Source organism: Stenotrophomonas sp. a6 (assembly GCF_030913325.1).
GTDB lineage: Bacteria > Pseudomonadota > Gammaproteobacteria > Xanthomonadales > Xanthomonadaceae > Stenotrophomonas > Stenotrophomonas maltophilia.
Map to the genome: position 1 here is coordinate 2,549,064 of NZ_CP133161.1, position 26,651 is coordinate 2,575,714.

The window sequence follows — 26,651 nt, forward strand, 5'->3', positions numbered from 1 at the left end:
AGCTGTGGGTTGCCGGCCAGCGGCCGGCACTACCGGGACTATGGATTGCCGGCCAGCGGCCGGCACTACCACTGCCGGCAGGCGGCCGTCGGGGCTCAGCCGCGCAGGGTGGCGCCGCCGTCGACGTACAGGTCGCTCATCGCCACGTGCCCGGCCTGCTCGGAGAGCAGGAACATCACCGAGTGCGCGATGTCCTCGGGGGTGGCCAGCTTGCGCAGTGGAATGCCGGCCTTGTAGGTCTCCAGGCTGCCAGCGATCACCCGCTCGGCACCGCGCTCGTCCTGCCACATGCCGGTCTGCATCGGGGTCAACGTGGACCCCGGGGCGACGATGTTGCAGCGGATGCCCAGCGGCGCCAGCTCCAGCCCGAGGCAGCGGGTGAACATGGTGGCGGCGGCCTTGGACGCGGCATACGCCGCCATGCCATGCCGCGGCACACCGGCCGCATTCGAGCTGACGGTGACGATCGCGCCCTGGCCACGCGGTGACATCACCCGCGCCAGCGCACGCCCAACGTGGAACACGCCATCGGCGTTGACCGCGAACACCCGGCGCCAATCGGTATCGGTGGTCTCCGCAACAGCTCCCACATGCAGAACACCCGCCACGTTGGAGGCAAGGCCAATGGGCCCGATGCCGGCTTCCACACGATCCACCAGGGCGTCCACCGCTGCGCTGTCGGTCACGTCGAGTGCGAACGACCTGACCCGCGTATCGGCCACGTGTGGCGCCTCACGATCGGTCGCCACCACCGTGCAGCCGGCCTCGACCAACAGCCGTACCAGTGCCTCGCCGATGCCGCCGGAGGCACCGGTCACCAATGCCACGCGGCCTTCAAAACCGGTCAACTGCATGTTGCGATCTCCTGTTGCTCGTCCCATTGGCGCAGCCGCGCCGACAACCATGGCGCCAGCTGCGCCACCGCATCGCGGCCGGTAAGTTCGGCGTGTAGGAACGGCAGTTCCAGCGCCTGCACCTTGCGCGCGTGGGTCCGCCACAACGCCGACTGCAGCTGTGGCCGCGCCTGGTGATCCCGGCCCGCGCGGACGTGCACCAGCGTGCCGTCGAACGGTTGGTGGATGTGCTCGCGGATCAGTCGATTGGTGCCGGTCACTGCGCGCACCACGCCATCGAGCACCACATCCGGCAGGCTGCCGAGTGCACTACCGCCACGTCGCAGGAACGCCAGAATGCGTTCACGGCTGTCCAGCTCCGGATGCGCATCCGGATCGTGGCCGGCAATCGCCAGCAGTGCCCGCAATGCAGCGATGGCATCGGGTTCCGGCTCGGCCCGCCAGCACTCGCTGGGATAAGCGTCCAGCAGTACCAGCTCGCCGACCTCGCGGCCGATCTCATGCAGGCGCACCGCCATCGCCTGGGCCAGGATGCCGCCCACCGACCAGCCCAGCAGATGCACCGGCCCCTTCGGCTGCAGTGCGACCACGCGCTGTACGTAGTCGTTGGCCATCGCCTCGATGCTGCTCGGCAGCGGCTGCCGCGCGTCCAGTGCCGGCGACTGCAGGCCATACACCGGGCGTGCCGGCTGCAGTGCACGGGCCAGGGTGCGGTAGTTCCAGGCGATGCCACCGGCCGGATGCAGCACGAACAGCGGCGTGGGCCCGGCAGCGTCGGTCGCGGCCAGCGCGATCACTGGCCCCAGTGCGTGATCGGCCAGCGCCGGCGGCTCGGCAATACGAACCGCCAGCGCGGCCACGGTGGGCTGCGCGAACAAGGCACCCAGACCCAGATCACAGCGCCAGCGCTGCTCGATGGCCAGCAGCAGGTGCACCGCCGAAAGCGAGTCACCGCCGAGACTGAAGAAGTCCGCATCCACCGCCACCGGCGCCTCACGCCCAAGCGCCTGGGCGAACAGCAACGCCAACTCCTGTTCCAATGGCGTGCGCGGCGCCAAGCCGGCAACTTCAAGTTGCGGTGGCTTCGGCAACGCGTTGCGGTCGAGCTTGCCGTTGGCGGTCACCGGCCAGTGGTCCACGCCGACAAACGCCGAGGGCACCATATAGTCCGGCACGCGCGTGGCCAGGTGGCTGCGCAGCATCACGGCATCGGCAAGCGCGGTCGGCACATACGCCACCAGACGCGCTTCGCCGGGAGCATCCTGGCGCAGCAGCACTTCCACCCGCTCCATGCCAGGCAGCTCGCGCAGTGCCGCCTCGATCTCGCCCAGCTCGATGCGCAGGCCGCGCAGTTTCACCTGATGGTCGCTGCGGCCCAGATACTCCACCGCACCATCGCGGCGCCAGCGCGCCACGTCGCCGGTGCGGTAGATGCGCTCGGCCGCCAGGAAAGGATCGGCCAGGAAGCGTTCGGTAGTCAGGTCATCGCGACCCAGATAGCCACGTGCCAGTTGTACGCCACCCAGGTACAGGTCACCGGCCACACCGACCGGCACCGGCTGCATCCGGGCGTCCAGCACGTACAGGCGGGTGTTCCAGACCGGGAACCCGATCGGCACCGGCCGCGAGCGATCCTGCGCCGACGCCGGCCAGTAGCTGACATCCACCGCAGCTTCGGTCGGGCCATACAGGTTGTGCAGCTCTGCGTGCACGCGCGTGTGGAAACGATCGCGCAGCGATGCGTCCAGCGCTTCGCCACTGGTGAACACGCGGCGCAGCTGCAGGCCCTCGGAGGCTGGTGAGGCGAGGAAGGCATCGAGCATCGACGGCACGAAATGCGCCGTGGTGATGCCATGCCCACGGATCAAGCGCGCCAGTTCGGTAGGATCACGATGCGCGTCCGGCCCGGCGACCACCAGCGTGGCTCCACACAGCAGCGGCAGGAAGAACTCCCAGACCGAGACATCGAAGGTTGCCGGGGTCTTCTGCAGCACGCGGTCATCGGCGCGGATGCCGTAGTGCTCGCGCATCCACAGCAGGCGGTTGACGATGGCACGATGTTCGACGACCACGCCCTTCGGCTCGCCGGTCGAACCGGAGGTATAGATCACATAAGCCGCATCGCTGGGCGCAGGATCGGCCCATGGCGCGGCGAAACTCAGCGCAGTCCACTGCTCCGGCGCAAGCACCGGCACACCGGCCATGCGCGCCGATACGTCCGCCGCAGCCAGGACGCAGACAGGCTGTGCCGAGGCGAGAATGCGCGCCAGCCGCTCATCGGGATGGGCAAGGTCCAGCGGAAGATAGGCCGCGCCTGCGCGCAGCACTGCGACCAGCGCGATCACCAGCTCCAGCGAGCGCGGCAATGCCACCGCCACCACGCGGCCCGGGCCGACATCCATCGCCCGCAGCTGTGCCGCCAGCGCGAAACTGCGCGCTTCCAGCGTTGCGTAATCCAAGACAGCGTCGCCGAACACCAGCGCCGGCGCGTGCGGGTCCCGATCCATGCCCTGCTGCAGCAGCTCGACCAGGGTCGTCTCCGGCAGCGCGTGCGCGGTGGCATTGAATTCCTGCAGCACCTGCTGCGCCTCCGCGGGCGTCGCCAGAGGCACGGCTGCGATATCGTCAGCCTGCAGTGCCGCCGACACGAAATGCAGCAGCCGCGCCGCGTGCGCTTCGACATCCTCGCGACTATACAGCGCGGGATTGGCCTCGATCTCCAGGTCCAGCAGGTGCTGGCCATCGCCACGGAAGCCCAGCGTCAGGTCATCCACCGGCCCGGTGCACAGCACCTCCAGCGTCGCCTGCACGCCGGCCAGCGCCAGCGGCTTGTAGAACGGCTGCACATTCACCAACGGGCCGTGCAGGCGCTGCTGCGCGCCGACCAGGCCCAGGTCCCGGCGCAGCTGCTCACCGCGGTAACGGCCGTGCTTGCGCCCCTGGCTGAGCTTCCGGCCCAGGCCGCGGGTGAAGGCCTCGACGCTGCCCTCGCCGGCCGCTACGCGCAGCGGCAACACATTCATCACCATCGCCGGCACCCGCGCCGACGCGTTGCCGAGCCGCCCCATGTAGGGCACGCCCAGCACCACTTCATCGGCCGCGCTCATCCGCCGCAGGTACTCGGCCGACAACGCGGCCAGCACATCCGGCCAGGGCTGCAGCCAACGCACCGAGGCCTGCAGCAGCTGCTCACGGAAGGCCGCATCGAGCGGCTGCACCCAGCGCAGCGCGTCGTCACTGGCCGCGAGCGTGCCGGCCAGGCCCACGCCTGCCGGTGCGCCCTGCATGTGCTCACGCCACCACTGCCCGGCCAGCGCGCGGCGCGGATCGGCACGATAAGCGGCATCATCGGCCAGCACGCCCGCCAGCCCCGGCAGTGGCTCACCCATGCGGCCGGCGTACAACGCGCACACGCGATCGGTGAACAGCGCCATGCCATAGCCATCAGCCGCCAGATGATGCACCCGCAGGTACCAGACCCAGCGCTGCCCGCCCAGCTCAAGCAGCATCTGTTGGCTGATCCGGTCGCGGGCGGGGTCGACCGGGCTCAGCCGGTCGGCGTGCATCAGGCTGCGTGCCGCAGCGGCAGCATCCGCTTCGGCGGAAACATCACGCACCGAGAGCAGCGGCACGTGTGCCGGGTCGTACCACTGCAGCGGCTGGCCATCGGCCCCTTCGGCAAAGCGCAGCGCAAAGGCCTGGGCTTCGACCGCAGCCTGGTCTGCCGCTGCAACGAACGCGGCCACGTCCAGCGGGCCATCGATCCACACCGCGTGCGCGGTATTGAATGACGGATTGTCCGGCGCCAGCCGCTGTGCAAACCACAGTCCGGTCTGGGCCTCGGTCAATGCCACCGGCGTGGCCAGCGCAGCGGCGTTCATGCGTTCTGCGCGGCCTGCAGCGTCTGCACCACGTTCCACCACTGGCGCAGCGTGGTGTGCTCGGCCAACTGCGAGAACTCAATTGGCAGGCCGGTGTTGCCCCAGGCCAGGACCAGGCCGAGCATGCGCATCGAGTCCAGGTCCAGGTCAATCAGGTTGTCCTCGTCACCGATCTCGGCCGGCGTACATTCCAGAACGCGTGCCACGTCGGCACGCATCCGCTCCAGATCCAGCACCTCAGCGGTGGCAGCCATCACAGCACCTCCAGCAACTGGTCGGTGGCCATCGGCACCCCGCTGGTGCGCGCGATCCACTGCAGCGCCTGATCGTGATCGGCGCGCGAGAAGTCCGCCACGGCATCGGCGGCAATGAAGGCCTCGATATCACGCTGGAACGCCTCGACCACGGTCGCCGTGCAGCCGATATGGGCGTACACGCCGGTCACCAGCAGCTGGTCGCGCCCGCGCACCCGCATCAGCGTCTCCAGGTTGCTGCGCTGGAACGCGCTGTAACGGTGCTTGACCAGCACGTGCTCGCCCGGCTGCGGTGCCAGCGCGTCGATGATCGGTTCATGGTCGGCGCTGCGGCGCATGCCCGGTCCCCACAGGTCGGCCTGCAGGCCACGGTCACGGCGATCCTGGTCGCCATGCTGGGCGGTGTAGAACACCGGAATACCGTGCGCGCGGCAATGCGCCAGCAGGCGTGCGATGTTGTCCACGGCCAGCCGCAGCGGTGCATTGCCTGCGTCGAATGCGGCCAGGAAGTAGCGCTGCATGTCGTGTACCAGCAGCGCGACGCGATCGCGCTGCGGGCGCCACGGGCCGCGTGCCTGTGGCAGTTCGGCGGCAGTCGGCAAGGGGTAATCGGTGATACGGGGCAGCGCCATCAGCGCGTTCCTCCTGTCTGTTGCAGATGACGCGCACGCAACTGCGCGCGCAGTTCGCGGCGGCTGATCTTGCCGACCGCGGTGGTATCGAAACTGTCGACGAACACGACCTGGTCGGGAACCTTGAACGCCGCCAGGCCGCGCCCGCGCATCCAGGACTTCAGCGCCGGCGCCTTGAACGGTTCGCCCTGCGGAATCACGAAGGCACAGCTGCGCTCGCCCAGGTACTCGTCGGGAATGGAGACCACGGCCGCATCGAACACACCGGGGTGGGCCAGCAGGTGATCTTCGATCTCTTCGGCGGAGATCTTCTCGCCGGCACGGTTGATGTGGTCACCAGCGCGGCCCTGCACCACCAGGTAGCCTCCGGGCAGCTGCTGCACACGGTCACCGGTACGATAGAAGCCGTCATCGGTGAACGAGCGCGCATTGGCCACCGCGTCGTTGTGGTAGCCGCGGATGGTGTACGGCCCACGGGTGAGCAGATGCCCCACCTCGCCTTCGGCTACCGGCTGGTCATGGTCATCGACCACGCGCACTTCATCATCCGGACTGATCGGCCGGCCCTGGCAGGCCACGATCAGCTCCTCCGGGTCATCCAGCCGCGTGTAGTTGACCAGGCCTTCGGCCATGCCGAACACCTGCTGCAGCGTGCAGCCAAGGCCATCGATCACCCGCCGTGCGGCTTCCGGCACCAGTTTGGCGCCGCCTACCTGCAGTACCTGCAGGCTGGACAGGTCATGCTTGCTGGTGGCGGCGGCCTGTGCCCACAGCAACGCCAGCGGCGGCACCAGCCCACAGCAGGTCACCTGCTCGCGGGCGATCAGCGGGAAGGCCGCATCCGGACCGGGGCCTGGACTGAGCACCACGCGGGCGCCGGCATACAGTGCGCCGAAGAAGCCCGGCGAACTCATCGGGAAATTGTGCGCGGCCGGCAGCGCGACCAGATAGACGCTGTCGCGGTCGATGCCGCAGAGGTCATTGCTGGCGCGGAACGAGTAGATGTAGTCGTCGTGGGTACGCGGAATCAACTTGGACAGCCCGGTGCTGCCTCCGGAAATCTGCAGGAACGCCACCGACTGCGGGTCCGGATCGGACGGCAGCTGGCTGCGATCGCCGTGCAGTGCCTCCAGCGCGATGAATTCCGCCGCATCGCCGTCGATCACCACATGGCGAACCGCCGGCACTTCGGCCTGCAGCGCCCTTGCCAACCCGCGATGATCGAAGCCATCGTGCAGTGCGGTGGTGATGTAGGCACTGGCTTCCGCCTTGCTGGCGAAGTGGACCAGCTCGGTGATGCGGTGCGCCGGCAACGCATACACCGGCACCAGGCCGGCGCGGAACAGGCCGCAGACCGTGGTGATGAACCCGGCGGTATTGCCCAGCTGCACCAGCACCCGTTCGCCAGGCTGCAGGCCGAGCGCCAGCAGGCCCGCACCGATGCGGCCTGCCTCATGCCACAGCTGCGCATAGCTCAGGCGTACGTCGCCGGCGACCACCGCGATGTCATCGGCATAGCGTTCTGCACGCTCGCGCAGGAAACCCGGGAAGGTCTCGCCACGCCAGTGACCGGCTTCGCGATAGCGCGCCACCAGCGTGTCGGGCCACACCTGCTGCAGCGGCAGGCGGGAAGAGTCAGTGGAGGTACTCATGCGGCAGGCTCGATGGCGGGCGCGGATTCATGGACACCCAGCGCGTTCAACAGGGCAGCGAACTTCGCTGCGGTTTCGGCCACCTCGGCCTCGGGGTGTGACTCGGCGACGATGCCGGCACCGGCATACAGGCGCAGCTGCGTGCCCTGCAGGCGCGCGCAGCGGATCGCCACGTACCAGTCGCCGTCACCCTGCGCGTCCAACCAGCCCACGGCACCGGCGTAGAAGCCGCGCGGCACCGGCTCCAGCTCGCGGATGCGCTGCAGCGCCGCCAACCGTGGCGTACCGCAGACTGCCGGCGTGGGGTGCAGCTGCGCCAGCAGTTCGGCGGCAGACGTCTGCGGATCCTTCAGGGTGGCGTGGATGCGGGTGCCCAGGTGCCACATGCTCGCGGTGGCATGCAGCACCGGGCGCGGCTGCGCATCGATGTGGCTGCAGTACGGTGCCAGGCCCTCGACGATGGCTTCGACCACGTGGCGGTGCTCGTCGTGGTCCTTGGCCGAGGCCAGCAGCGCCTGCGCCGCACGCTCGTCCTCGGCGGCATCGGCGCTGCGCCGCGCGGAACCGGCCAGCGGATGCGACAACAGCTCGGCGCCGCGCTTGCGCAGCAGCAGTTCCGGCGTCGCCCCCACCAGCCAGGCCGGTGCCTGGCCCAGCTCCACCGGCAACGGCACCGCGTAGGTCGCCACCGACGGATCCGCGCCCAGGCGTGCCAGCAGCACGTCCGGAGACAGCGCCTGGCGGGTGCGTGCCAGCAGGCTGCGCGCCAGCACCACCTTCTGCAGGCTCAGTTCGGGCGCGCGCAGTACCTGCACCGCCGCGGCAACCGCTGACGCATAGTCCTGCGGCGCAGGCTCGGCGCGCAGGGCACCGTCCAGCGGCGGTGCGGCCTGCGGCTGCAGTGCCAGCGCCGGCAGCAGGCGCTCGGGCTGGAACAGCGCATCGTCCGCACGCGGTTCGAACGGCACTGCGCCAACCAGCAGGCCCGGGCCGCCACGCTGCCGGGCAAAGAACGCCGAGACGCGTTCTGCCAATGTCGCCAGTGCACCGGCCGGCAGCGTGGCGCGGCAGCCGCGTGCATGCACGTGCTGGCCGGCATGCTGCAGCAGGAACAGCGACGCGTCGTCGGTGCTGTCCAGCGGCGCTGGCGCAGCCTCCGGCCACGCGCCCTGCATCAGGGAATCGTTCATGGGGTCTCCTTCATCCGATGCGCTGCAGCCAGCGCGCACAGCAACAGCAGCAGCGCACCGACCAGCAGGTAAGGCAGGCTTGGCCCGCCGCGATACAACAGCGTGCCGAGCATCGGCCCGGCCACCATGCCCAGCCCCTGCGCGGCAGCGACGGTGCCGGCGGCGGCGCCCTGCTCGTGCGCCTCCACCGCATCGGCGGCCAGCGCCTGGAACGAGGGGAATACGAAGCCCATGCCAAACGCGGCCAACGCGTACGCCGCCGGCAACTGCCAGCCCTGCTGCACGCCCGCCACCGAAGCAAAGCCAATGCCGGAAATCAGGGCGCCAAGGACGATCCAACGGCGTGGATGCACCTCCAGCTTCATCACCAGCGCCTGCGCCAGGATCAGGCCGACACCAACGGCGGTAAGTGCGATGCCGGCCATGCGTGCACCGGCCGCCGCATCCAGGCCCAAGCGATCAATCGCGAAGAAGCCGACCGTCACCTGCGCGATGGTCACCGAGACCATCGCGATGAACGCTGCCAGCTGCGGCAGGCGCAGGCGCGGATCGAGACGGCTCATCGGCGCGCGGCGCTTTGCGGACGCACCCACCACCGGCGGCGTCGCTGGCAGCCGCCAGGCCAGCAATGCCAGTGCCAGCAACGGCAGCGACGCGGCCACGTACAGCGCCAGCGAAAGATTGGTATAGGCCAGCCAGCCGGCAGCGGCCGGACCCAGTACCATGCCCAGCGCGTTGGCACTGCCCAGCCGGGCGAGGAAACTGGCGCGCTGCCCGGTCGGTGCCTTGTCGGCAATCAGCGCAGCGGCCGTGGGCGGCACGGCCGCGTAGAACAGCCCAATCAAGCCGCGCGCGCCCACCAGCACCAGCACCGACACCAGTACCGGCGGCACCGCCTGCAGGGCGACGTCGATGAACACCGCCAGTGCGATGTAGACCGCCGTATAGGCACTCATCGCCAGCATCAGCACGCGCTTGCGGCCGATGCGGTCGCTGAGCTGGCCCCAGGGGCGCGCGGCCAGCATCCACAACACGCCTGCGGCGGTGACCGACAGGCCGGCATGCCACTCGGACAGGCCGAGCATGCGGACCACCGGGCCGATCACTGCGACGAAGGACATCATCGCCATGGTGCCGATCAGGGCAGCCAACACCAGCGCCGGTAAGCCGGGAACGACGGGACGTGCTTGCATGGAACACCAGCCGTAACAGGAAAGGATGGCCGGGCGCACCTGCGCGCCCCACCCGGCACCGGCCCTGCTCAGGACCAGGCACCACCCTTAAATGATAACGGCTCGTATTTGCATTTGATACCCATTCTCTTGAATGGGCATGCAACAGCGGGTTCAGCGCATTGCACGCAGGCCGAGCAGGCCACGGCGCTTGAACCACCACTCCAGCGGCAGCGTCACCAGCGGCGGGATGGCTGCCAGCAGCGCCAGCGCACTGGCCCACCACGGCCAGCGCAGGCGCACCGCCGCGAACAGGGTGACTGCCACATAGACCAGGAAGGCCACGCCGTGCAGCGGCCCGAACAGCTTCACCAGCGCCACGTTGGCCATCGGGCCGTACTTCATCCACATGCCGATGAGCAGGCCGGCCCAGGTCACGGCCTCGATGAAAGCGACCGCGGCGAACAGACGTCCGGTCGGGTGCATGGGGGAACGTTGGGTCACGCGGGGCTCCAGCATCGGGGTATCAAATGCGAATGATACGCAGATGCGAACCCCATGTAGAGTCGAGCCGTGCTCGACTGCTGGAGCGTGCCCACCGAGGTGGACAGCTACCGGAGCGTGTGTGGCAGAACGTGCTCCCCGATCTCACGCAGCATCGCGTCCATCGGCCGCCCGTTGTCGACCAGGTTGAACATCACGTGCGCCACGCCCTGCGCACGCACGCGCAGCAGGTAGTCACGCAGGCCATCGCGGCCGACCTTCAGGCCCAGCGGCAGCGGCTCGGCTGGCGCCTGCGGATCGGCCTGCAGGTCCAGCAGCATCGACTGCACGAACGGCTTGGCTGGCCCACCACGCTGCACCAGCGCCTGCTGCCACAGGCCGATGCGCCCTTCCTGCGCGGCCTCCTCGCGGTGATAGGTGGCCCAGCCTTCGGCCTCGCGCGCGATCCACTGCAGGCTCTGCCGCGCGGTACCCACCACCAGCATCGGGATGCGGGTTGCCGGCGCCGGCAGCACGTCGAAGCCACCCGTCGCCTGCAGTACGGCGGTCCGCTCATCGGCCTCCGGTGACAGCGCCGCGCGCAGCAACGTCCAGCGCGCACGGAAGGTCGCCGCCCTGCCCTCCAGATCCTCGCCGAATGCGGCGAACTCTTCGGGGCGGTCCCCCGAACCCAGGCCCAGCACGAACCGTCCGCCGCTGATCCGGTCCAGGCTCAAGGCCGACTTCGCCACCTGCAGCGGCTGCCGCAATGGCAGCACGATGGCCGCGCTGCCGACCACGATGCGTCCGGTCGCGGCAGCCAGCATGCCCAGCCACAGGAACGGGTCATCCAGCGCGCTTGCTGTCGCGTCCGGACCCTGCGGCACCATCAGTGGTACATCACGCGTCCACAATGCGGCAAAGCCCAGATCATCGGCCAGTCGCGCAATGCGCCGCGCCTCATTCGGATCGGCCAGTCCATGCGCGGCGACAGGCGTCATCAGGCCCAGGCTCAGGCCCTGTTGCGGAAACAAGGCAGCGTAAGCAGGATTGAAATCACTCATGCCGCCAGCTTAGCGTGCAGGCCTGCGGCAACGATGACGCGCCGCCCACTACCGGAAGAACACTGCATGCCGACGATCCGCCCTGCCCACGTCGATGACCTGCCTGCGATCAGCGCGGTGTGCCTGGCCGCGTTCACTGCGGCGGTCGCGCCTTCGCTCAGCGCGGCCGGCATCGCCACCTTCGGCAGTGTCGCCGCTGCCGAAGCGTTCGGCGCGCGCCTGCACGGTGACAACCACATCCTGGTGGCCGAGCAGGACGGCCGTGTCATCGGCGTGATCGAACTGAAGGAGGGTCGGCATCTTGCGATGCTGTTCGTCGATCCCGCCTGCCAGGGCCAGGGCATCGGCCATGCTTTGTTCGAGGCGGTGCTTCCACAGGTGCGCGAGCCGGTCCTGACCGTGCGCGCCTCGCTCAATGCAGTACCGACCTACCTGCGCTATGGCTTTGCGCTGGACGGTGACGTCGGCGAGTTCAATGGGTTGGTGTATCAGCAGATGGTGCGGGCAGCGGCCTGAAGGCATCCGCCCGGCGTTGCCCGGCAATGCCCGGTGGGCGTCATGCCCTGCAGCACGCCCGTCATGAGCAAACTGAATCAGCGGGCTCCCCGGCGGTTCCTACAATGGCCTGTCACCCTGCCCTTCGAGATGCTGCCGATGCGCGTCGCGCTTTCCGTGTTGCTGCTGGCTTCGGCGCTGAGCGCCTGCACCCCGGCCCCGGTTTCCACCGCCAACTCCGCTGAGGCACCCGCGCCGGCGTCCGCCATCGCCTGGCGCCAGGGCGATGTGGACGATGCCTTCGCCGAAGCCGCCGACAGCGGCAAGCCGGTGCTGCTGTACTGGGGCGCGGTCTGGTGCCCACCGTGCAACCAGCTCAAGGCGGGCCTGTTCAAGGACCCGGCCTTCATCGCGCTGACCAGCAAATTCGTGCCCGTCTATCTGGATGGCGACGAAGAAGGTGCGCAGGCCTGGGGCGAACGCTTCGGCGTACGCGGCTATCCGACCCTGATCGTGCTGGACCCACAGCGCAACGAAATCACCCGCGTGGCCGGCGGCAACGACGCCGCCGAACTGACCCGGGCACTGACCGTTGCCGCAGGCCGCCGCAGTGCTGTTGCCGCCACCTTGGCCACCGCGCTGGCGACGCCGGACCGCCTGGCCGCCGAAGACTGGCAGGTACTGGGCGACTACGGTTGGGAAGTGGACGCAAACCGCCTGGCCGGCGAGCGCAGGAGCCAGGACGTACTGCGCCAGTTGTCCAAGGCCGCACCGGATGCCGCCCTGCAGCGCCGCTTCGCTCTGCTTGCCTTGGCAACGGCCGAAAAACCCGCTGCCTCGCCCACCGAAGTACGCGAGCTGCTGCAGGCAGTGCTGGCGCAACCGGCAGAAGTACGCCGCAACCGTGAGTTGCTGGGCTATGCAGGCGTGCAGCTGGTCAAGCAGGCCAGCGCTGGGCCAGCCACCAGCAACACGCTGGGACAGCAGCTGCTGGTCGCACTGGAGCGCGCGGACGCCGAGCGCGGTGATCGCGCGGACGACGCGTTGTCGCGTGCGCTGACCGAAGTATCGCTGGCCCGCCAGCAGCAGCCGAAGGGCGCACTGCCCGCGGCCCTGGTTGAGCGGGTCAAGCAGCGCGTGGCCGCTGCCGATGCCGCCGCCACCGATGCGCATGCGCGCCAGGCCACAATCAGCAGCGCGGTCTATGCCCTGCGTGAGGTCGGCGACGACGCGGGTGCCGAGGCGCTGTTGCTGGCCGAGCTGAAGCGCAGCGAACAGCCCTACTACTACATGCCCGAGCTGGCCGAACTGGCCGAGCAGCGCGGCGACACCGCCGGTGCGCTGGAGTGGCTGAAGCGTGCCTACGACGGTGCCCAGGGCCCGGCCACCCGCGTGCAATGGGGCGTGCTGTACGTGGAGGGCCTGCTGAAGCTGGCGCCGGACGATGCACCACGCATCGAGCAGGCCACCACCTCGCTGATCGCCGAACTGGAAGCGCAGCCGTCGGGCTACCACCAGCGCACCCGCCAGCGCTTCGAGCGGCTGGCCGGGCAGTTGAAGACGTGGAGTGGCAAGCACCAGGGTGCGGAGACACTGGCGCGGCTGCAGCAGCGGATGCAGCAGGTATGCGGTGACCAGGTGGATGGTGCGTGCAAGGACTGGTTGAGTTGAGTTGATGAAAACGCTGGCAGCGGGCACGTCAGCGCGCCGGTGAGGTTCGAAAAGCGGGTTCTGGTAGTGCCGGCCGCTGGCCGGCAACCCGACCTTCGCTGATTGCCGGCCAGCGGCCGGCACTACCATGCCGCTCCTGCTCCCTTTCACGCATTTCAATCCTTCCCCTTGACCTCAACCAATGTTGAGGTGCGATAACAGTCTCCCCACGGCCAGCCCCCTGGCCTTCCCCACGGAGACTGATTCGATGTCGTACTCGCTTCCCCCGCTCCCCTACGCCTACGACGCCCTTGAGCCGCATTTCGATGCGCGCACGATGGAGATCCACCACAGCAAGCACCACCAGACCTACGTCAACAACCTCAACGCCGCCATCGAGCAGGCCGGCATCGCCGAGCAGCCGGTCGAGGCGCTGATCGCCAACCTCGATGCCGTGCCCGAGGCGCAGCGTGGCGCGGTCCGCAACAACGGTGGCGGCCACGCCAATCACAGCCTGTTCTGGACCGTACTCAGCACCAACGGTGGTGCACCCGATGATGAGCTGGCCGCCGCCATCGACCGCGATCTTGGCGGCTTCGATGCCTTCAAGGATGCCTTCACCAAGGCGGCGCAGACCCGCTTCGGCAGCGGCTGGGCCTGGCTGACCAGCGATCGCGATGGCCGCCTGCAGGTGGAAAGCAGCGCCAACCAGGACAGCCCGCTGATGGGTGCAGCCGTGGGCCTGTCCGGCAACACCCCGATCCTCGCACTGGATGTCTGGGAACACGCCTACTACCTGCACTACCAGAACCGTCGCCCGGACTACATCGGTGCGTTCTTCAACATCATCAACTGGGCCGAGGTCGGCCGCCGCTACCGCCAGGCCAGGGCCTCATGAGCGGCGAGACACTGCCGTACGCCGGGCCGTGGGCGGGGGTCTTCCCCGCCCCGGCCCCGGTGCCGTCGGTCGAGTTGCCGCCGCGCGCACTGCGGCGGCTGCTCGGCCACTTTCCTACCGGCGTGGCCATCGTCTGCGCACGCGATGCGCAGGGCAAGCCCATCGGCCTGACCATCAATTCGTTCGTGCCGGTGTCATTGCAGCCGCCCCTGGTGCTGTGGAACCTGGCGTTGCACGCGCAGAGCCTGTCCACCTTCCAGCGCGCCACCCGCTTTGCGATCAGCGTGCTGGCGGCCGACCAGGAAGCGCTGGCCCGGCGCTTTGCCGATCCGCACGTACGCAACCGCTTCGACGGCCTGACATTGCTGGATGACGATGAGGACGCCCCACCGCGCATCGCCGGTGCGGTCGCCCATCTCACCTGTACCCGCCACGCACAGTGGCCGGTGGGCGATCACCTCCTGCTGGCCGGCCGCATCATCGACGTGCACGAGAACGGCGGCGCGCCGCTGCTGTTCCATCGCGGCCGCTTCCAGCCAGGCCCGGCCGAGCTGCTGGTGGAGGTGCGCTGATGAACATCGAAGCTCTGGAATGCATGCTCGCCGCCGGCAAGGACGGCGCGCTGCTGCGCTTCGGCCTGGGCAAGGCCTGGCTGGATGCCGGCAACCCGGTGCGCGCGGCCACCCATCTGGGCCGTTGCGTGGTGCTTGATCCGCAGTACTCGGCGGCGTGGAAGCTGCTGGGCAAGGCCTGGCTGGCCAGTGGCCAGCCGCAGGCGGCGCGCGAAGCATGGCAACGCGGCCTGAGCGTGGCCGGCAGCAAGGGCGACCAGCAGGCACGCAAGGAAATGCAGGTGTTCCTGCGACGCCTGGACCGCGAGCAGGCGGACCTGGCGAAAGCGGGCTGAGTCGATCAGCCCGCGTTGGCCGATGCCGGTGCGGACATGATGTCCGACATCGGCAGGCGGCGCGGCTTGCTCGGGAACGCGTGACGCAGGATGCGCCAGACCACCTGCCCGAACTGGCGCGGCAGCGAGCCGTTGTTGTAGTGCTGGCCGTAGCGGCGGCAGATGTCCTTCACTTCCTTGGCGATGGCCGCATAGCGGTTGGCCGGCAGGTCCGGGTAGAAGTGGTGCTCGATCTGGTGGCTGAGGTTGCCCGACAGCACGTTGATCAGGAAGCCGCCACTGATGTTGGACGACCCGCGCAGCTGGCGCAGGTACCAGTGGCCGCGCGATTCATTGCGCAGGCATTCCTTCGGGAAGGTTTCCGATTCGGCGGTGAAGTGGCCGCAGAAGATGATCACGTAGGTCCAGATGTTGCGCAGGCCGTTGGCCACCATGTTGCCCAGCATCACGGTGAGGAAGAACGGGCCGGCCAGCAGCGGGAAGAACACGTAGTCCTTCAGCACCTGGCGGGCCATTTTCCGCGCCACCGGGCGGGTCTGCATCCACATTGCACGGCCGCTGATGCGGCCCTTCAGCCAACGGCCCAGGCGCAGGTCCTGCGCGGCCACGCCCCACTGGAACAGCAGCGCAAAGATCGGTGCGATGATCGGCTGCAGCAGGTAGAACGGCTTCCAGCGCTGTTCCGGGAAGATGCGCAGCAGGCCGTAGCCGATGTCATCGTCCATGCCACGCACGTTGGTGTAGGTGTGGTGGCGGAAATTGTGGGTCTTGCGCCAGTTGTCGGCGGTGGCAACGATGTCCCACTCGTAGGTGTTGCCATTGAGCTTGGGGTCACCGGTCCAGTCGAACTGGCCATGCATGACGTTGTGGCCCAGCTCCATGTTCTCCAGGATCTTCGACAGCGCCAGCAGCAGCGTGCCGGTGATCGCAGCCGGCCACAGCAGCGGCATCCAGAACAGCGGCGAGAACGCCGCCAGGAACAGCAGGCCGCGCCCCCCCACGCCGAACCAGCGCACGGCGGCAGCCACGCGGCGGATGTAGCGGGTATCGGAGGCGCCGAGGCTGCCGATCACACGGTCGCGGATCGCATCGAGTTCCTCACCGAAGGCATGCATCTCGGCGGTGCTCAGGGCACGGTCGGTAGCGCGGGTCATGGCAGGCGTCCTCAGAGATCCAGGGTCAGGTCGGTAGTCGGTGCGCTCACGCAGATCCGCACCGGCTGTGCCGATTCGGACTGCAGGTCGCCGGTGCGCAGATGGCGAGTGGCGCCACTGACGCGGTCACAGCTGCAGCTGTTGCAGATGCCCATGCGGCAACCATGCTTGGGCTTGATGCCGTGGGCTTCGAGGCTTTCCAGCAGCGAGCGGCCACGCGGCACGCTCAGCTGACGGCCACTGCGCGCAAGCGTCAGCGACACCTCGCCTTCGCTGCTGGCATCGCGCAGCGGTGCCGGCGGGGTGAAGGCTTCGGCCTGGAAGCCAGCCACCTGCTGCGCCAGGCGTTCACGCGCAGCAGCAACGAAGCCGTCCGGGCCGCAGGCCAGCACATGGCGCTGCGCCAGCGGCGTGTCATCGCCGGCCACCTGCAGATCATGGGTATCGATTCGCGCTGCCGGCGCCTCACCCTCGCGGGTGGTCAGCAGGTGCACGCGCAGGTTCGGATGCGCCGCGGCCAGCGCCTGCAGTTCATCACGGAACTGCAGATGGGCGGCGGTGCGCTCCCAGTAGAACAGGTCCACCGGCGCTGCCAGCGGACGATGGCAGGCGTCGCGCAACAGGCTGCGCATCGGCGTGATGCCGCTGCCGGCCGCCAGCAGCAGCACCGGCGCCGCGGCCGGCATATGGAACTCGCCGAAGGCGGCATCGAGGCGGAACAGTTCGCCCGGCTGCGCATGGTTGACCAGATGCTGGCTGACCCGGCCGCCGTCGATCGCCTTGACGGTGATCGCCAGTTCTCGCCGACCCAGTGCGGTGGGGCTGTAGCTGCGCTGCCACAAGCGCCCTTCAATCTCGACGCCGAGGGTGACGTGCTGGCCAGCGCGCATGCCGGCCCAGTGCCGGTTGGTGCGCAGGACCAGGGTCGCCGCGCCCTCGCCGGCCGGCTCACGCCGGACCAGGCGGGCCACCGGCTCGCGCAGGGTCCACAGGGGATTGAGCTGGCCCGCCCAGAAATCGAACAGCGACGGCGAGACCCAGCGGTACGGAGAGAACAGGGACGGACGGACGACAGCGCTCATGAGCGAACTATACGGGCGCACATACACCTGTGTATACATGTGTATATTGAACCGGATTGGGTATGATTCAGCCTCGCCCCACCGGAACCCCCATGGCCGCCGCCACCGCCTTGTCGACGCCCGAAGATGCCAACAGCCCGGCCCGCCGTACGGTGAGCCGCGAGGATCTGCTGGCCGCCGCCCTGAAACTGATCGGGCCGCACCGCAGCCTGTCCACGCTCAGCCTGCGCGAAGTGGCTCGTGAGGCCGGCATCGCGCCGAACAGCTTCTACCGTCAGTTCCGCGACATGGATGAACTGGCCGTGGCGCTGATCGACGCCGCCGGCCGCTCGCTGCGCACCATCATCGGCGAGGCCCGGCAGCGCGCCACCTCCACCGCCACCAGCGTGGTGCGCGTTTCCGTGGAGACCTTCATGGAACAGCTGCGCGCCGACGACAAGCTGCTGCACGTGCTGCTGCGCGAAGGCGCGGTCGGCTCGGACGACTTCAAGCACGCGGTCGAACGCGAACTGCACTACTTCGAGGAAGAGCTGCAGCACGACCTGGTGCGTCTGGCCGCACTGGATGGCGCCGTACTGCATGCCCCGGAACTGGTGGCCAAGGCCATCACCCGGCTGGTGTTCGCGATGGGCGCCACCGCCATGGACCTGCCGCCGGAGAAGGATCCGGAACTGGTCGAGCAGATCTCCACGATGATCCGCATGATCATCGTCGGCGCCCGCACCCCCGCCGCGTTCCGCCGCGGCTGATCAAGCTCCCCTGGGCCGGGGATCCCTTTCCGCAGGAAAGGGCCCTGCCCCGCACACCTGGGCTCCAGCCTCCCGCACGGCACTGCCGTGCCGGTGAACCGTGGGCGCCATCACAGAACTGTGTCGCGAATGCGCAGGTTGGACATCCTGCACGCGCCATTCACTGAGATCTCACGCACGCTGAATTATTCAGACCGCGCGCTCCATTCAGTTTGGCGAGTTATTGAACGGGGTTTGAATCCGGCACGTGCCGCTGCAGTCGTTTCAGATTAATTGCATGGCCCAGGCAAGACCCGATCCGCACAGTGCCGCCTCCGGCCCTGCGGATGCAGGTCCCACCCCAATGAGCTTCAAGGAGAAACACCCATGCGCATGATGCAGTTCACGCCGAAGTTTCCTTCCGCCAAGAACCAATCCGATCTAGCTCGGGCTATTGCCACGGCATTGCTGATCGCTACTTCTGGTGCAGCCGGCGCAGCAACCGTCAATCCAGGCCAGACTCTTGTGGTGAATGCGGGCTCCCTACCTCAAGCCTACGACGTAAACGGTGGCACGCTGATTGTGGAAGGCGCCACGACCAACCGAATCGACACCAACTATTCTGGAGGTCAACCCGCACGGGTCATTGCGAATGGCGCAAGTATTTCCAGCATGCGGCTGCTCAATAGTGTTGGCACGCTGCACAACTCGACTGTGAATGGCCAATTCACCCTCTCAATCAACGTCGGCTCAGGCAATTCTGGACTTACTCGGCCACATCTTACGACGGCAGGCAGCACCTTCAATGGGCCCTTCACCGGCAGCGGCGGCGGCCGGCTGGACTCGGAGGGAAGCACCTTTGCGCAAGGAATTCGCAGCCTTGGCACAATCCTCAACCTGAAAGCCAACACCAAGGTCGTCGGAAGTACCTATGGCATCAGCCTCACGAACTCCGCAATCGCAGGTTCGGCGGGCATGCAGGATTGGGGGCTGCTCCTCGATTCTTCGCATGTTGCAGCAACAAGCGGGCCGGCGCTTCTTATTGGCGGCACCACGACGGGATACCCTGTCCGCGTAGCAATCCAAAACGGATCGACGCTTTCCAGCAGCAATAATGTCGTGATCGAAGGGCGCGACAGCTCAGTATTTGACGTCACCGCCCGGACCTCCAACCTAAACGGCGATATCACCATTGCCGATACCGCCAGCGGCACGCTGCGCTTCCTTGACGGCCTCGACCTCACCGGCCGCATCCTCGGCCCGGCCGACGTCATCGTCGACCAGGGCGGCCGCTGGACACTGTCCGGCGACAGCAACACCGGCAACCTCACCCTGGGTGCAGGCAGCAACATCTTCCTTGGTGCAGCGGGCACTGCGGCGTATCCGCAGCTGACCGTCAATGGCAACTACACCGGCAATGGCGGCACCCTGCACTTCAACACGGTGCTGGCCGGCGACGACGCAGCAAGCTCGCGCGTGCATGTCACCGGCGATACCAGTGGCACCACCCAGGTCACCGTCAACAACATTGCCGGTGCTGGCGCGCAGACCGTCAACGGTATTCCGCTGGTGCAGGTGGACGGTACCAGCAATGGCAAGTTCACTCTGCAGGGCCGTGCCATCGGCGGCATGCACGAGTACTTCCTGCACAAAGGCTCGCCGGGCGCCGCCAACGGCAACTGGTACCTGACCTCGGTCTACACCGGCAATCCGTGCGATATCAATCCATCGCTGCCGGAGTGCACGCCGGTGGATCCGGTGGATCCGGTCGACCCTGTGGACCCGGTTGATCCCACCGATCCCACCGATCCGGTCCCCGTGCTGCGTCCGGAGCCGGGCGCGTACCTGGCCAACCAGGCCGCGGCCGTGCAGATGTTCCAGCTGCGCCGCCATGACCGCGGCGAGCCCGGTTTCGACCGCGCCCGCATCGGTACCTGGGTGCGCGCCGGGCGTGACCAGCTGCAGGCCAACGTGGCCGGCCAGGTCGATGCCCGTACCCACATCAACACCCTGCAGCTGGGCAGCGATGTCTGGCGCTGGGGCGATGGACGCGGTCAGGTCGGCGTGATGCTCGGCACCGGCGAGGCGACCACACAGGCGGTGTCGACGCTGAGCGGTTATGGCACCCGCGGCAAGGTCAAGGGCAAGTCGGCCGGTGTCTACCTGGGCTGGGTTCAGGATGCACAGAGCAGTGCCGGCCTGTATGTGGACGGCTGGCTGCAGGCGGCGCGCTTCGACAACGAGGTGCAGGGCGAAGGCATCGCCCGTGAGACCTACGACTCCAGGACCCGCAGTGCATCGTTGGAAGCCGGTTATGCCTGGGCCATCCGCAGCACTGAGGCCAGCACGCTGTACCTTCAGCCGCAGGCGCAGCTGACCTGGACCGACTACGACGGCGACAGTCTGGTTGAAAACAATGGCACCACGGTCGAAGACGGTCGCGGCGGCGGCCTCAACAGCCGCCTCGGCCTGCGCCTGTTTGGCCAGAGCACGCTGCAGGGCAACCGCGTGCAGCCGTTCCTGGCAGCGAACTGGCTGCGTGGCCAGCGCGATGAGGCCATGCGCTTCAACAGCGAGTCGTTGAGCGCGAAGACGCCGGAGAACCGCTACGAAGTGCAGGCCGGTGCCCAGCTGCAGCTGGGCCAGCGTTGGAGCGCATGGGGTGACCTGCGTGTGCAGCGCGGCGACAGCGGCTACCGCAACCATGGAGCCCAGGTGGGTCTGCGCGCCGCCTGGTAAGGCCAACGCCGCCCCGGGCCCAGGCCCGGGGCGGCGTTCCTCAACTCCCCTCGCACCCTGCCGGGAATGACATCCGGCAGGGTTCTGGCGCTTATTTGTAATGTTATAACATCGTCGTCCGCGATGTTCTGATCCCGCTTTCGGCTTCGTGATTGCACGGACTTATTTATATAGCAGTTGCTATATTTATAACCCTCTGCTTTCATATGCGTCAGCCAGGTCGCCCTCGCCGCCTTTCCTCTCCCAAGGACGACGCCTTCATGCCCGTTGCCACACCCCTCTTCCATCGGCTGCCCCTGGCCGCCGCCATCGCCCTGACCCTGCCGCTGCCCGCACTGGCCGCCACACCGAAGCCGACCGAGCTGGACCGCGTGCAGGTGAAAGTCAGCACCGCCACCCGCAGCGAACGCCTGCTGTCCGATGTCCCGATCCGCACCGAAGTGCTGCGCAAGGAAGACATCGCGTTGCGCGCGGCCACCGACTTCTCCCGTGCCGCCGAGCTGATCAACGGCCTGCGCGTGGAAAGCAACTGCCAGAACTGCAACACCAGCGAAGTACAGCTGCTGGGCCTGCCCGGTGCCTACAACCAGCTGCTGTTCGATGGCATCCCGCTGCTGTCCACGCTGGGCAGCGTGTACGGCCTGGAACAGATCCCGGCCGGGTTCGTCGACCGCATCGAAGTGGTCAAGGGCGGTGGCTCGGCGCTGTACGGCCCGGGTGCGGTTGCCGGTGTGATCAACCTGATTCCGCCGCTGCCGGCGCGCAGCGGTGGCCATGTGCAGGCCGGCGTGGATGTCCTGAAAGGCACGCCGCAGAAGAACGCCGACGTGCGGCTGGACCTGGTGGCCAAGGAAGCAGACGCCGGCCTGTCGGTGATTGCCCAGCGCAACTGGAACAGCGGCATCGACTACAACGGTGACGGCTACACCGAAATCACCCGCAAGAACCTCAAGGTCGGCGGGCTGCAGGCCTGGTACGCACCGACGCCGGGAACGCGGCTGCGCCTGGACCTGCAGGTGACCGATGAAACCCGGCGTGGCGGCAACCGCCTGGACCAGCCGGAATACCTGGCCAACATCGCCGAATCGCTGGATACGAAATACCGCCGCGGCAGCGTGTCGTGGGACCAGGAAATCAATGCCGACGTCGATTTCCGCCTGGCCTACGCCTTCGCCGACATTGACCGCGACAGCTTCTATGGCGGTCTGGGCGACGTAGTCACCGATCCGTCCGCGCCGGGCTATGACCCGTCGCAGCTGGACCCGAACGTGGCCGGCAGCGCGGCCTCGCGTTCGTGGCGCCAGTACGGCCGCACCCACAACCCGCTGCACTACATCGACAGCCAGTTGAACTGGCGGTTGGGTGCGCACGCGCTGGCCTTCGGCGTGCAGTACAAGCACGAGGCGCTGCGCGACGACAACCGCACCGGTGACGGCCAGCGTCTTGCGGTACTGGAGGATGCGACCTTCCACAACCTGGGCGCCTTCATCCAGGACGAGTGGAGCCTGCGCGACAACGTCGACCTGGTGTTGGGTGCACGCGTGGACAAGAGCTCGGAACTGGACAGCGCGGTGTTCTCGCCGCGCATCGCGCTGGCCTGGCAGGCCACGCCCAACCTGAAGTGGCGTGCCGGCATCGCCACCGGCTTCCGTGCTCCCGAGATCTTCGTCGAGGACGTGCATGTCGACACGCTGGGTGGCGAACAGGTGCGCGTGCGCAACACCGATGGCCTGAAGGAAGAGCGCGCGTTGACCACCCTGTTCGGCTTCGACTGGCGCTCGGACCCGGCCAATCCGGTGTGGAGCTGGGATGCCACTGCCTCCTATGCACGCATCCGCGACACCTTCGCGCTGGGCGAGATCCAGCGTGGCGATGACGGACAGCTGAGCCAGCTGCGCTACAACGCCTCCGGCTCCAACGTGCTGGGCGCGGAAACCAACCTCGGCTGGCAGCCGTCGCCGCAGTGGCGCCTGACCGCCGGTGCCTCGTGGTACCGCTCACGCTTCCGCGAACCGCAGCGCATCTTCGACGACACCGGCGATGGCGGCGACACCGTGATCGAAAGCCGCGACTACCTGAAGACCCCGCGCTGGACCGGCCTGGCCCAGCTCAGCTGGATGCCCGCCGAGCCGTGGGAAACCTTCGTCGCGCTGCGCCACACCGGCCCGATGGCGGTGCTGAACAACCGGCTGGGCGAGCTGCACCGTACGCGCTCGTTCCTGGTCACCGATCTTGGTGCGCGCTGGCACCGGCATCTGGGCGCGCAGGCGCAGCAGGAAGTGTCGGTAGCCGCAGGCGTCAAGAACGTGTTCGATCAGCGCCAGAAGGATCTGGAGATGGGCGCGCTGCGTGACAGCGACTATGTCTACGGGCCGCGTTTCGCGCGCTCGTGGTACGTCAACCTGCGCTATGCGTTCTGAAGCACTGCGAGCGCTGTTGCTGGCCTGTGCCGCGCTGCTGGCCGCACCGGCGGTGGCTGCGGACCTGCACGCACAGGTTTCGGCCTCGCTGATGCGGCCGGAACAGCGCTCGCTGCGACCGATGCAGTGGACGCCGCCGCCGAAACTGGTGGCGCTGTACTTCGGCGCCGACTGGTGTGCACCGTGCCATGCCTTCGTACCCACGCTGCGCAGCGTGCGCGACGCGTTGCGCGAGGCCGGCGCCGATACCGAAGTGGTGTACGTCAGCCTGGATGAGAGCGAGAGCGCACTGCGCCGCTACATGCATGCACAGGACATGCCGTGGCCGGTATTGGACCCGCGCCGCGCCGCGCGCATGCCGGCACTGCAGGCGTTGGCTGGGCTGGCACCGCCGAATCTGGTGCTGATCGATGCCGACGGCGCGGTGTTGGCCAATGGCTGGCAAGGCCGGCGCTATGAAGGCCTGCAGCCGGTGTTGAAGGAATGGACGAAACGGGCGTGCGCGCAGGAACAGGCACGCTGCCCGCCTGGATTGTAGGGTCGCGCGAAATGCCGCCGGGCATGGCCCGGCGCCACCGCTACGGCGCCCCGCCCTCGGCCTTGCGCACGAACGCTTCGAACAAGGCCAGCGTCTGCTCGCTCACATGGTGCTCGATGCCCTCGGCATCGCGCCGCGCGGTATCCGCGTCCACGCCCAGCGCCAGCAGGAATCGCTCCACGGTCTGGTGGCGCTGGCGGCTGGCATGTGCCAGCGCCTCGCCTTCCGGGGTCAGGAACACACCGCGGTACGGCCGCTGCACCACCCAGCCATCACGGGCCAGGCGCCGCAGCATCTTCGCCACGGTGGGCTGGGCCACGCCCAGGCGGGTGGCGATGTCGACCTGGCGGGCCTCGCCGCCGTCGGCCAGCAGGTCCGAGATCAGCTCGACATAGTCCTCCACCAGCTCCATCCGGTGCGCCTCGCGCACTTGCCGGAAGCTCTCGACCTGGCGCTCGGCCTCGATCAAGGGGGTGCTTTTCAGCGATGTCGAATCGTCGGTCTTGCCCACGCCTGCGCCTGTCCTTCCGGGGTGATCCGGTGTTGAACCTGAATTCTGGACCAGTAACGCGATAAAGACGATTGTTTCACATTGCTAATGACTATAGCAGGAGCTATATTCGGACCCATGAACACCCTGGCGCCCCGCGACCCTTCGGCCTCCACTGCGGCCAGCCTGGGTGCGCTCAACGCCTCGGTGGCGGTGCCCGACAAGGGTCACTGGTGGTTCCGCCTGCTGGCCTTCCTCGGCCCGGGCTACATGATCTCGGTCGGCTACATGGACCCGGGCAACTGGGCCACCGACCTCGCCGGCGGTTCGCGCTTCGGCTACCTGTTGTTGTCGGTCATCCTCATTTCCAACCTGATGGCGGTGATCCTGCAGGCGCTGTCTGCGCGGCTCGGTATCGCCACCGGCATGGACCTGGCCCAGGCCTGCCGCGCGCGTTACCCGAAGCCGGTGAACCTGGCGCTGTGGGCGCTGTGCGAGGCGGCGATCATCGCCTGCGACCTGGCCGAAGTGATCGGCACCGCGATCGCATTGAAGCTGCTGTTCGACCTGCCGCTGCTGTGGGGCGCGGTGATCACCGCCCTGGACACGCTGCTGGTGCTGCTGCTGATGAACCGCGGCTTCCGGGCGCTGGAAGCCTTCGTGATCGCGCTGCTGATGGTGATCTTCGGCTGCTTCATGGTGCAGATCGCGCTGGCCGCACCGCCGGTGATGGACGTGCTGGGCGGCTTCATTCCGCGCGCGCAGGTAGTGACCGATCCGCACGCGCTGTACATCGCGATCGGCATCATTGGTGCCACGGTGATGCCGCACAACCTGTACCTGCATTCGTCGATCGTGCAGACCCGTGCCTACCCGCGCACCGATGAGGGCCGTCGCAGCGCGCTGCGCTGGGCGGTGACCGACAGCACCCTTGCGCTGACCCTGGCACTGTTCATCAACGCCAGCATCCTGATCCTGGCGGCGGCGGTGTTCCATGCCAATGGCCGATTTGATGTGGAAGACATCGAACAAGCCCACCAGCTGCTGGCGCCGATGCTGGGGGTGGGCGCGGCGGCGACGTTGTTCGCAGTGGCCCTGCTGGCGTCGGGCCTGAATTCGACAGTAACCGCCACGCTGGCCGGCCAGATCGTGATGGAAGGTTTCCTGCACCTGCGCCTGCCGCCGTGGCTGCGGCGGCTGATCACGCGCGCACTGGCAATCATTCCGGTGGTGGTGGTGATCATGCTGTTCGGCGACCAGGGCGCGGTAAAGCTGCTGGTGCTGAGCCAGGTGGTGCTGTCGATGCAGCTGCCGTTCGCGATCATCCCACTGGTGCGGATCGTAACCGACAAGATGACGATGGGCGCGTTGGTCGCACCGCGCTTGCTGGGTGCGATTGCCTGGGTGATCGCGCTGGTGATCGTGGTATTGAACGTGAAGCTGCTGGTGGATACCTTCAGCGGCGGGTGATGCCAGATCCAGGGGTTGGACCCAGTAGATCCACGCCATGCGTGGATGCCTTTACACGATGCGGGGTCAGAGCCCTTGCCTCTGGCAAGGGATCCGACCCCACCATCTCCACGCTACAGATGCAACGCGATCGCGGCCTCGATCTGTTGCGGCGACTGGAATCCGGCCAGGCGCGTACGTTCGTCACCGTCACGGAACAGCGACAGCGTCGGCGTCTGCCGCAGCCCCAGCTCCCTGAAGAACGCCTCACCCAGCACTTCCAGCTGCACGCGCAGCAGGGTCGTTCCCTGCCCCGCCGCGCTGTTGGCCACCCGGTGCAACGACATCTCCAGCATCCGGCACCCCGGGCACTGGTCCTTGTGGAAATCCACCAGCACCCGCGGGTGCTCGGCCAGCAGCTGCTGGAACTGCTCAGGCGTGGTGGCGTCGATGATCTGCATCGGTGTTGCTCCAATAGTGGGCCAGGACCGCGTCGGTCCAGGCCTCGATGGCCCCCGCATGGCGTTGCCCATGCGGCATCTGTTCGATTTCCAGCGGCGGATAGTCGCTGCGGAAGTAGCGGATCAGGCGGTGCACGGCGCCGCAGTAGTACTCCTGCCCCCACTGCGTTTCGCCGGTGCCGAACACCGCCAGCTGCCGCGGCCGCTCGCCGCGTTCGGCGATGCCGGCCACCCATGCCTTCATCTCCGACGGCGTGCGGCCGGCGTTGTCGGTCCAGCAGCCCAGCAGCACCAGGTCGGCCTCGTCGGCCGCCAGCGGCGGCGCCTGGCGCAGGTCGTCGGCCTCCTGCCAGTGAACCGCATGACCGGCAGCGCGGCAGCGCTCGGCAATCTGCCGGCCAAGTTCGCGGGTATTGCCGCTCAACGAGGCGACCACCACCAGGATGCTCAGCGCGGCG

Annotated in this window: 24 protein-coding genes; 10 read left to right on the top strand and 14 right to left on the bottom strand. The window is 67.8% G+C overall.

Annotated features, from left to right (window positions below; translation table 11 throughout):
• Nucleotides 1-95: 95 nt before the first annotated feature.
• From Q9Q79_RS11805 to Q9Q79_RS11845, 9 genes are all read right to left on the bottom strand, one after another.
• Nucleotides 96-854 (bottom strand): 2,3-dihydro-2,3-dihydroxybenzoate dehydrogenase, encoded by a 759-nt coding sequence (locus tag Q9Q79_RS11805; protein WP_201862424.1) that lies wholly within the window; start codon nt 852-854, stop codon nt 96-98.
• On the bottom strand, nt 845-4,735 hold the full coding sequence (locus Q9Q79_RS11810) for an enterobactin synthase subunit F (protein WP_201862423.1): 3,891 nt from the start codon (nt 4,733-4,735) through the stop codon (nt 845-847). Before Q9Q79_RS11810 ends, Q9Q79_RS11805 begins: the two co-directional genes overlap by 10 nt.
• Nucleotides 4,732-4,989 carry a phosphopantetheine-binding protein gene (locus Q9Q79_RS11815; protein ID WP_111197785.1) on the bottom strand — a complete coding sequence of 86 codons (258 nt, stop codon included), beginning with the start codon at nt 4,987-4,989 and terminating at the stop codon, nt 4,732-4,734. The genes Q9Q79_RS11810 and Q9Q79_RS11815 overlap by 4 nt, the downstream gene beginning before the upstream one ends.
• Entirely contained in the window at nt 4,989-5,621 is a 633-nt protein-coding gene (locus tag Q9Q79_RS11820) for an isochorismatase family protein (RefSeq protein WP_201862420.1), read from the bottom strand. Before Q9Q79_RS11820 ends, Q9Q79_RS11815 begins: the two co-directional genes overlap by 1 nt.
• Nucleotides 5,621-7,273, bottom strand: a complete 1,653-nt coding sequence (locus tag Q9Q79_RS11825) for an AMP-binding protein (RefSeq protein ID WP_099498059.1) — start codon at nt 7,271-7,273, stop codon at nt 5,621-5,623. Before Q9Q79_RS11825 ends, Q9Q79_RS11820 begins: the two co-directional genes overlap by 1 nt.
• Complete coding sequence (locus Q9Q79_RS11830) at nt 7,270-8,463, bottom strand: isochorismate synthase (protein WP_033835616.1); 1,194 nt, start codon at nt 8,461-8,463, stop codon at nt 7,270-7,272. The genes Q9Q79_RS11825 and Q9Q79_RS11830 overlap by 4 nt, the downstream gene beginning before the upstream one ends.
• Nucleotides 8,460-9,656, bottom strand: coding sequence for an MFS transporter (locus Q9Q79_RS11835; protein ID WP_099527627.1), 1,197 nt, complete (start codon nt 9,654-9,656; stop codon nt 8,460-8,462). The genes Q9Q79_RS11830 and Q9Q79_RS11835 overlap by 4 nt, the downstream gene beginning before the upstream one ends.
• Before the next feature lie 153 nt (nt 9,657-9,809).
• Nucleotides 9,810-10,121 carry a DUF3817 domain-containing protein gene (locus tag Q9Q79_RS11840; protein WP_032129991.1) on the bottom strand — a complete coding sequence of 104 codons (312 nt, stop codon included), beginning with the start codon at nt 10,119-10,121 and terminating at the stop codon, nt 9,810-9,812.
• A gap of 125 nt (nt 10,122-10,246) precedes the next feature.
• Nucleotides 10,247-11,182 carry a TIGR03571 family LLM class oxidoreductase gene (locus tag Q9Q79_RS11845; protein WP_065183540.1) on the bottom strand — a complete coding sequence of 312 codons (936 nt, stop codon included), beginning with the start codon at nt 11,180-11,182 and terminating at the stop codon, nt 10,247-10,249.
• A 66-nt stretch (nt 11,183-11,248) separates the two neighbouring features.
• Here Q9Q79_RS11845 and Q9Q79_RS11850 point away from each other — a divergent pair, with 66 nt between their 5' ends.
• The 5 genes from Q9Q79_RS11850 (at nt 11,249) to Q9Q79_RS11870 (ending at nt 15,132) form a co-directional block, all read left to right on the top strand.
• A complete protein-coding gene (locus Q9Q79_RS11850; RefSeq protein ID WP_012480514.1) occupies nt 11,249-11,698 on the top strand; it encodes a GNAT family N-acetyltransferase in 450 nt (149 codons plus the stop codon).
• A 129-nt stretch (nt 11,699-11,827) separates the two neighbouring features.
• Nucleotides 11,828-13,348: a thioredoxin family protein gene (locus Q9Q79_RS11855; RefSeq protein WP_165710522.1), complete on the top strand. Its 1,521-nt coding sequence runs from the start codon at nt 11,828-11,830 to the stop codon at nt 13,346-13,348.
• A 247-nt stretch (nt 13,349-13,595) separates the two neighbouring features.
• On the top strand, nt 13,596-14,225 hold the full coding sequence (locus Q9Q79_RS11860; RefSeq protein ID WP_062606210.1) for a superoxide dismutase: 630 nt from the start codon (nt 13,596-13,598) through the stop codon (nt 14,223-14,225).
• A complete protein-coding gene (locus Q9Q79_RS11865) occupies nt 14,222-14,797 on the top strand; it encodes a flavin reductase family protein (protein ID WP_201862418.1) in 576 nt (191 codons plus the stop codon). Before Q9Q79_RS11860 ends, Q9Q79_RS11865 begins: the two co-directional genes overlap by 4 nt.
• Nucleotides 14,797-15,132: a tetratricopeptide repeat protein gene (locus tag Q9Q79_RS11870; RefSeq protein ID WP_201862417.1), complete on the top strand. Its 336-nt coding sequence runs from the start codon at nt 14,797-14,799 to the stop codon at nt 15,130-15,132. The genes Q9Q79_RS11865 and Q9Q79_RS11870 overlap by 1 nt, the downstream gene beginning before the upstream one ends.
• Before the next feature lie 5 nt (nt 15,133-15,137).
• On the opposite strand, the gene Q9Q79_RS11875 is transcribed toward Q9Q79_RS11870, so the two are convergent.
• Both Q9Q79_RS11875 and Q9Q79_RS11880 read right to left on the bottom strand, forming a co-directional pair.
• Entirely contained in the window at nt 15,138-16,286 is a 1,149-nt protein-coding gene (locus tag Q9Q79_RS11875) for an acyl-CoA desaturase (protein WP_005413710.1), read from the bottom strand.
• An 11-nt stretch (nt 16,287-16,297) separates the two neighbouring features.
• On the bottom strand, nt 16,298-17,368 hold the full coding sequence (locus Q9Q79_RS11880; protein ID WP_050426960.1) for a ferredoxin reductase: 1,071 nt from the start codon (nt 17,366-17,368) through the stop codon (nt 16,298-16,300).
• 92 nt (nt 17,369-17,460) lie between these two features.
• Between Q9Q79_RS11880 and fabR the strand changes: the two genes are divergently transcribed.
• From fabR to Q9Q79_RS11900, 4 genes are all read left to right on the top strand, one after another.
• A complete protein-coding gene (gene fabR, locus Q9Q79_RS11885) occupies nt 17,461-18,117 on the top strand; it encodes an HTH-type transcriptional repressor FabR (RefSeq protein WP_005409961.1) in 657 nt (218 codons plus the stop codon).
• Between the two features lie 1,098 nt (nt 18,118-19,215).
• On the top strand, nt 19,216-20,835 hold the full coding sequence (locus tag Q9Q79_RS11890) for an autotransporter outer membrane beta-barrel domain-containing protein (protein WP_232503853.1): 1,620 nt from the start codon (nt 19,216-19,218) through the stop codon (nt 20,833-20,835).
• 260 nt (nt 20,836-21,095) lie between these two features.
• Nucleotides 21,096-23,255 carry a TonB-dependent receptor gene (locus Q9Q79_RS11895; protein ID WP_044570396.1) on the top strand — a complete coding sequence of 720 codons (2,160 nt, stop codon included), beginning with the start codon at nt 21,096-21,098 and terminating at the stop codon, nt 23,253-23,255.
• The gene (locus tag Q9Q79_RS11900; protein WP_049396543.1) at nt 23,245-23,793 is read left to right on the top strand and encodes a thioredoxin-like domain-containing protein; all 549 of its coding nucleotides are present in this window, start codon (nt 23,245-23,247) and stop codon (nt 23,791-23,793) included. Before Q9Q79_RS11895 ends, Q9Q79_RS11900 begins: the two co-directional genes overlap by 11 nt.
• 40 nt (nt 23,794-23,833) lie before the next feature.
• On the opposite strand, the gene mntR is transcribed toward Q9Q79_RS11900, so the two are convergent.
• Nucleotides 23,834-24,304: a manganese-binding transcriptional regulator MntR gene (gene mntR / locus Q9Q79_RS11905; protein WP_005413716.1), complete on the bottom strand. Its 471-nt coding sequence runs from the start codon at nt 24,302-24,304 to the stop codon at nt 23,834-23,836.
• Nucleotides 24,305-24,421: 117 nt separating this feature from the next.
• Between mntR and Q9Q79_RS11910 the strand changes: the two genes are divergently transcribed.
• Nucleotides 24,422-25,753 (top strand): Nramp family divalent metal transporter, encoded by a 1,332-nt coding sequence (locus Q9Q79_RS11910; protein WP_043035263.1) that lies wholly within the window; start codon nt 24,422-24,424, stop codon nt 25,751-25,753.
• 113 nt (nt 25,754-25,866) lie between these two features.
• On the opposite strand, the gene Q9Q79_RS11915 is transcribed toward Q9Q79_RS11910, so the two are convergent.
• Entirely contained in the window at nt 25,867-26,193 is a 327-nt protein-coding gene (locus Q9Q79_RS11915; protein ID WP_043035264.1) for a thioredoxin family protein, read from the bottom strand.
• Complete coding sequence (locus Q9Q79_RS11920) at nt 26,165-26,632, bottom strand: flavodoxin (protein ID WP_012480523.1); 468 nt, start codon at nt 26,630-26,632, stop codon at nt 26,165-26,167. Before Q9Q79_RS11920 ends, Q9Q79_RS11915 begins: the two co-directional genes overlap by 29 nt.
• Between the last annotated feature and the right edge of the window lie 19 nt (nt 26,633-26,651).

Excerpts from the sequence above, each read along its gene's own strand:
- Q9Q79_RS11895 (WP_044570396.1), top strand. The coding sequence starts at position 21,096 with ATGCCCGTTGCCACACCCCTCTTCCATCGGCTGCCCCTGGCCGCCGCC.
- Q9Q79_RS11820 (WP_201862420.1), bottom strand. The coding sequence starts at position 5,621 with ATGGCGCTGCCCCGTATCACCGATTACCCCTTGCCGACTGCCGCCGAA.
- Q9Q79_RS11880 (WP_050426960.1), bottom strand. The coding sequence starts at position 17,368 with ATGAGCGCTGTCGTCCGTCCGTCCCTGTTCTCTCCGTACCGCTGGGTC.
- Q9Q79_RS11875 (WP_005413710.1), bottom strand. The coding sequence starts at position 16,286 with ATGACCCGCGCTACCGACCGTGCCCTGAGCACCGCCGAGATGCATGCC.
- Q9Q79_RS11845 (WP_065183540.1), bottom strand. The coding sequence starts at position 11,182 with ATGAGTGATTTCAATCCTGCTTACGCTGCCTTGTTTCCGCAACAGGGC.
- Q9Q79_RS11900 (WP_049396543.1), top strand. The coding sequence starts at position 23,245 with ATGCGTTCTGAAGCACTGCGAGCGCTGTTGCTGGCCTGTGCCGCGCTG.
- Q9Q79_RS11915 (WP_043035264.1), bottom strand. The coding sequence starts at position 26,193 with ATGCAGATCATCGACGCCACCACGCCTGAGCAGTTCCAGCAGCTGCTG.
- Q9Q79_RS11815 (WP_111197785.1), bottom strand. The coding sequence starts at position 4,989 with ATGGCTGCCACCGCTGAGGTGCTGGATCTGGAGCGGATGCGTGCCGAC.
- Q9Q79_RS11840 (WP_032129991.1), bottom strand. The coding sequence starts at position 10,121 with ATGCACCCGACCGGACGTCTGTTCGCCGCGGTCGCTTTCATCGAGGCC.
- Q9Q79_RS11860 (WP_062606210.1), top strand. The coding sequence starts at position 13,596 with ATGTCGTACTCGCTTCCCCCGCTCCCCTACGCCTACGACGCCCTTGAG.
- Q9Q79_RS11825 (WP_099498059.1), bottom strand. The coding sequence starts at position 7,273 with ATGAGTACCTCCACTGACTCTTCCCGCCTGCCGCTGCAGCAGGTGTGG.
- Q9Q79_RS11870 (WP_201862417.1), top strand. The coding sequence starts at position 14,797 with ATGAACATCGAAGCTCTGGAATGCATGCTCGCCGCCGGCAAGGACGGC.
- Q9Q79_RS11850 (WP_012480514.1), top strand. The coding sequence starts at position 11,249 with ATGCCGACGATCCGCCCTGCCCACGTCGATGACCTGCCTGCGATCAGC.
- Q9Q79_RS11830 (WP_033835616.1), bottom strand. The coding sequence starts at position 8,463 with ATGAACGATTCCCTGATGCAGGGCGCGTGGCCGGAGGCTGCGCCAGCG.
- Q9Q79_RS11805 (WP_201862424.1), bottom strand. The coding sequence starts at position 854 with ATGCAGTTGACCGGTTTTGAAGGCCGCGTGGCATTGGTGACCGGTGCC.
- Q9Q79_RS11910 (WP_043035263.1), top strand. The coding sequence starts at position 24,422 with ATGAACACCCTGGCGCCCCGCGACCCTTCGGCCTCCACTGCGGCCAGC.
- fabR (WP_005409961.1), top strand. The coding sequence starts at position 17,461 with ATGGCCGCCGCCACCGCCTTGTCGACGCCCGAAGATGCCAACAGCCCG.
- Q9Q79_RS11810 (WP_201862423.1), bottom strand. The coding sequence starts at position 4,735 with ATGAACGCCGCTGCGCTGGCCACGCCGGTGGCATTGACCGAGGCCCAG.
- Q9Q79_RS11865 (WP_201862418.1), top strand. The coding sequence starts at position 14,222 with ATGAGCGGCGAGACACTGCCGTACGCCGGGCCGTGGGCGGGGGTCTTC.
- Q9Q79_RS11835 (WP_099527627.1), bottom strand. The coding sequence starts at position 9,656 with ATGCAAGCACGTCCCGTCGTTCCCGGCTTACCGGCGCTGGTGTTGGCT.
- Q9Q79_RS11855 (WP_165710522.1), top strand. The coding sequence starts at position 11,828 with ATGCTGCCGATGCGCGTCGCGCTTTCCGTGTTGCTGCTGGCTTCGGCG.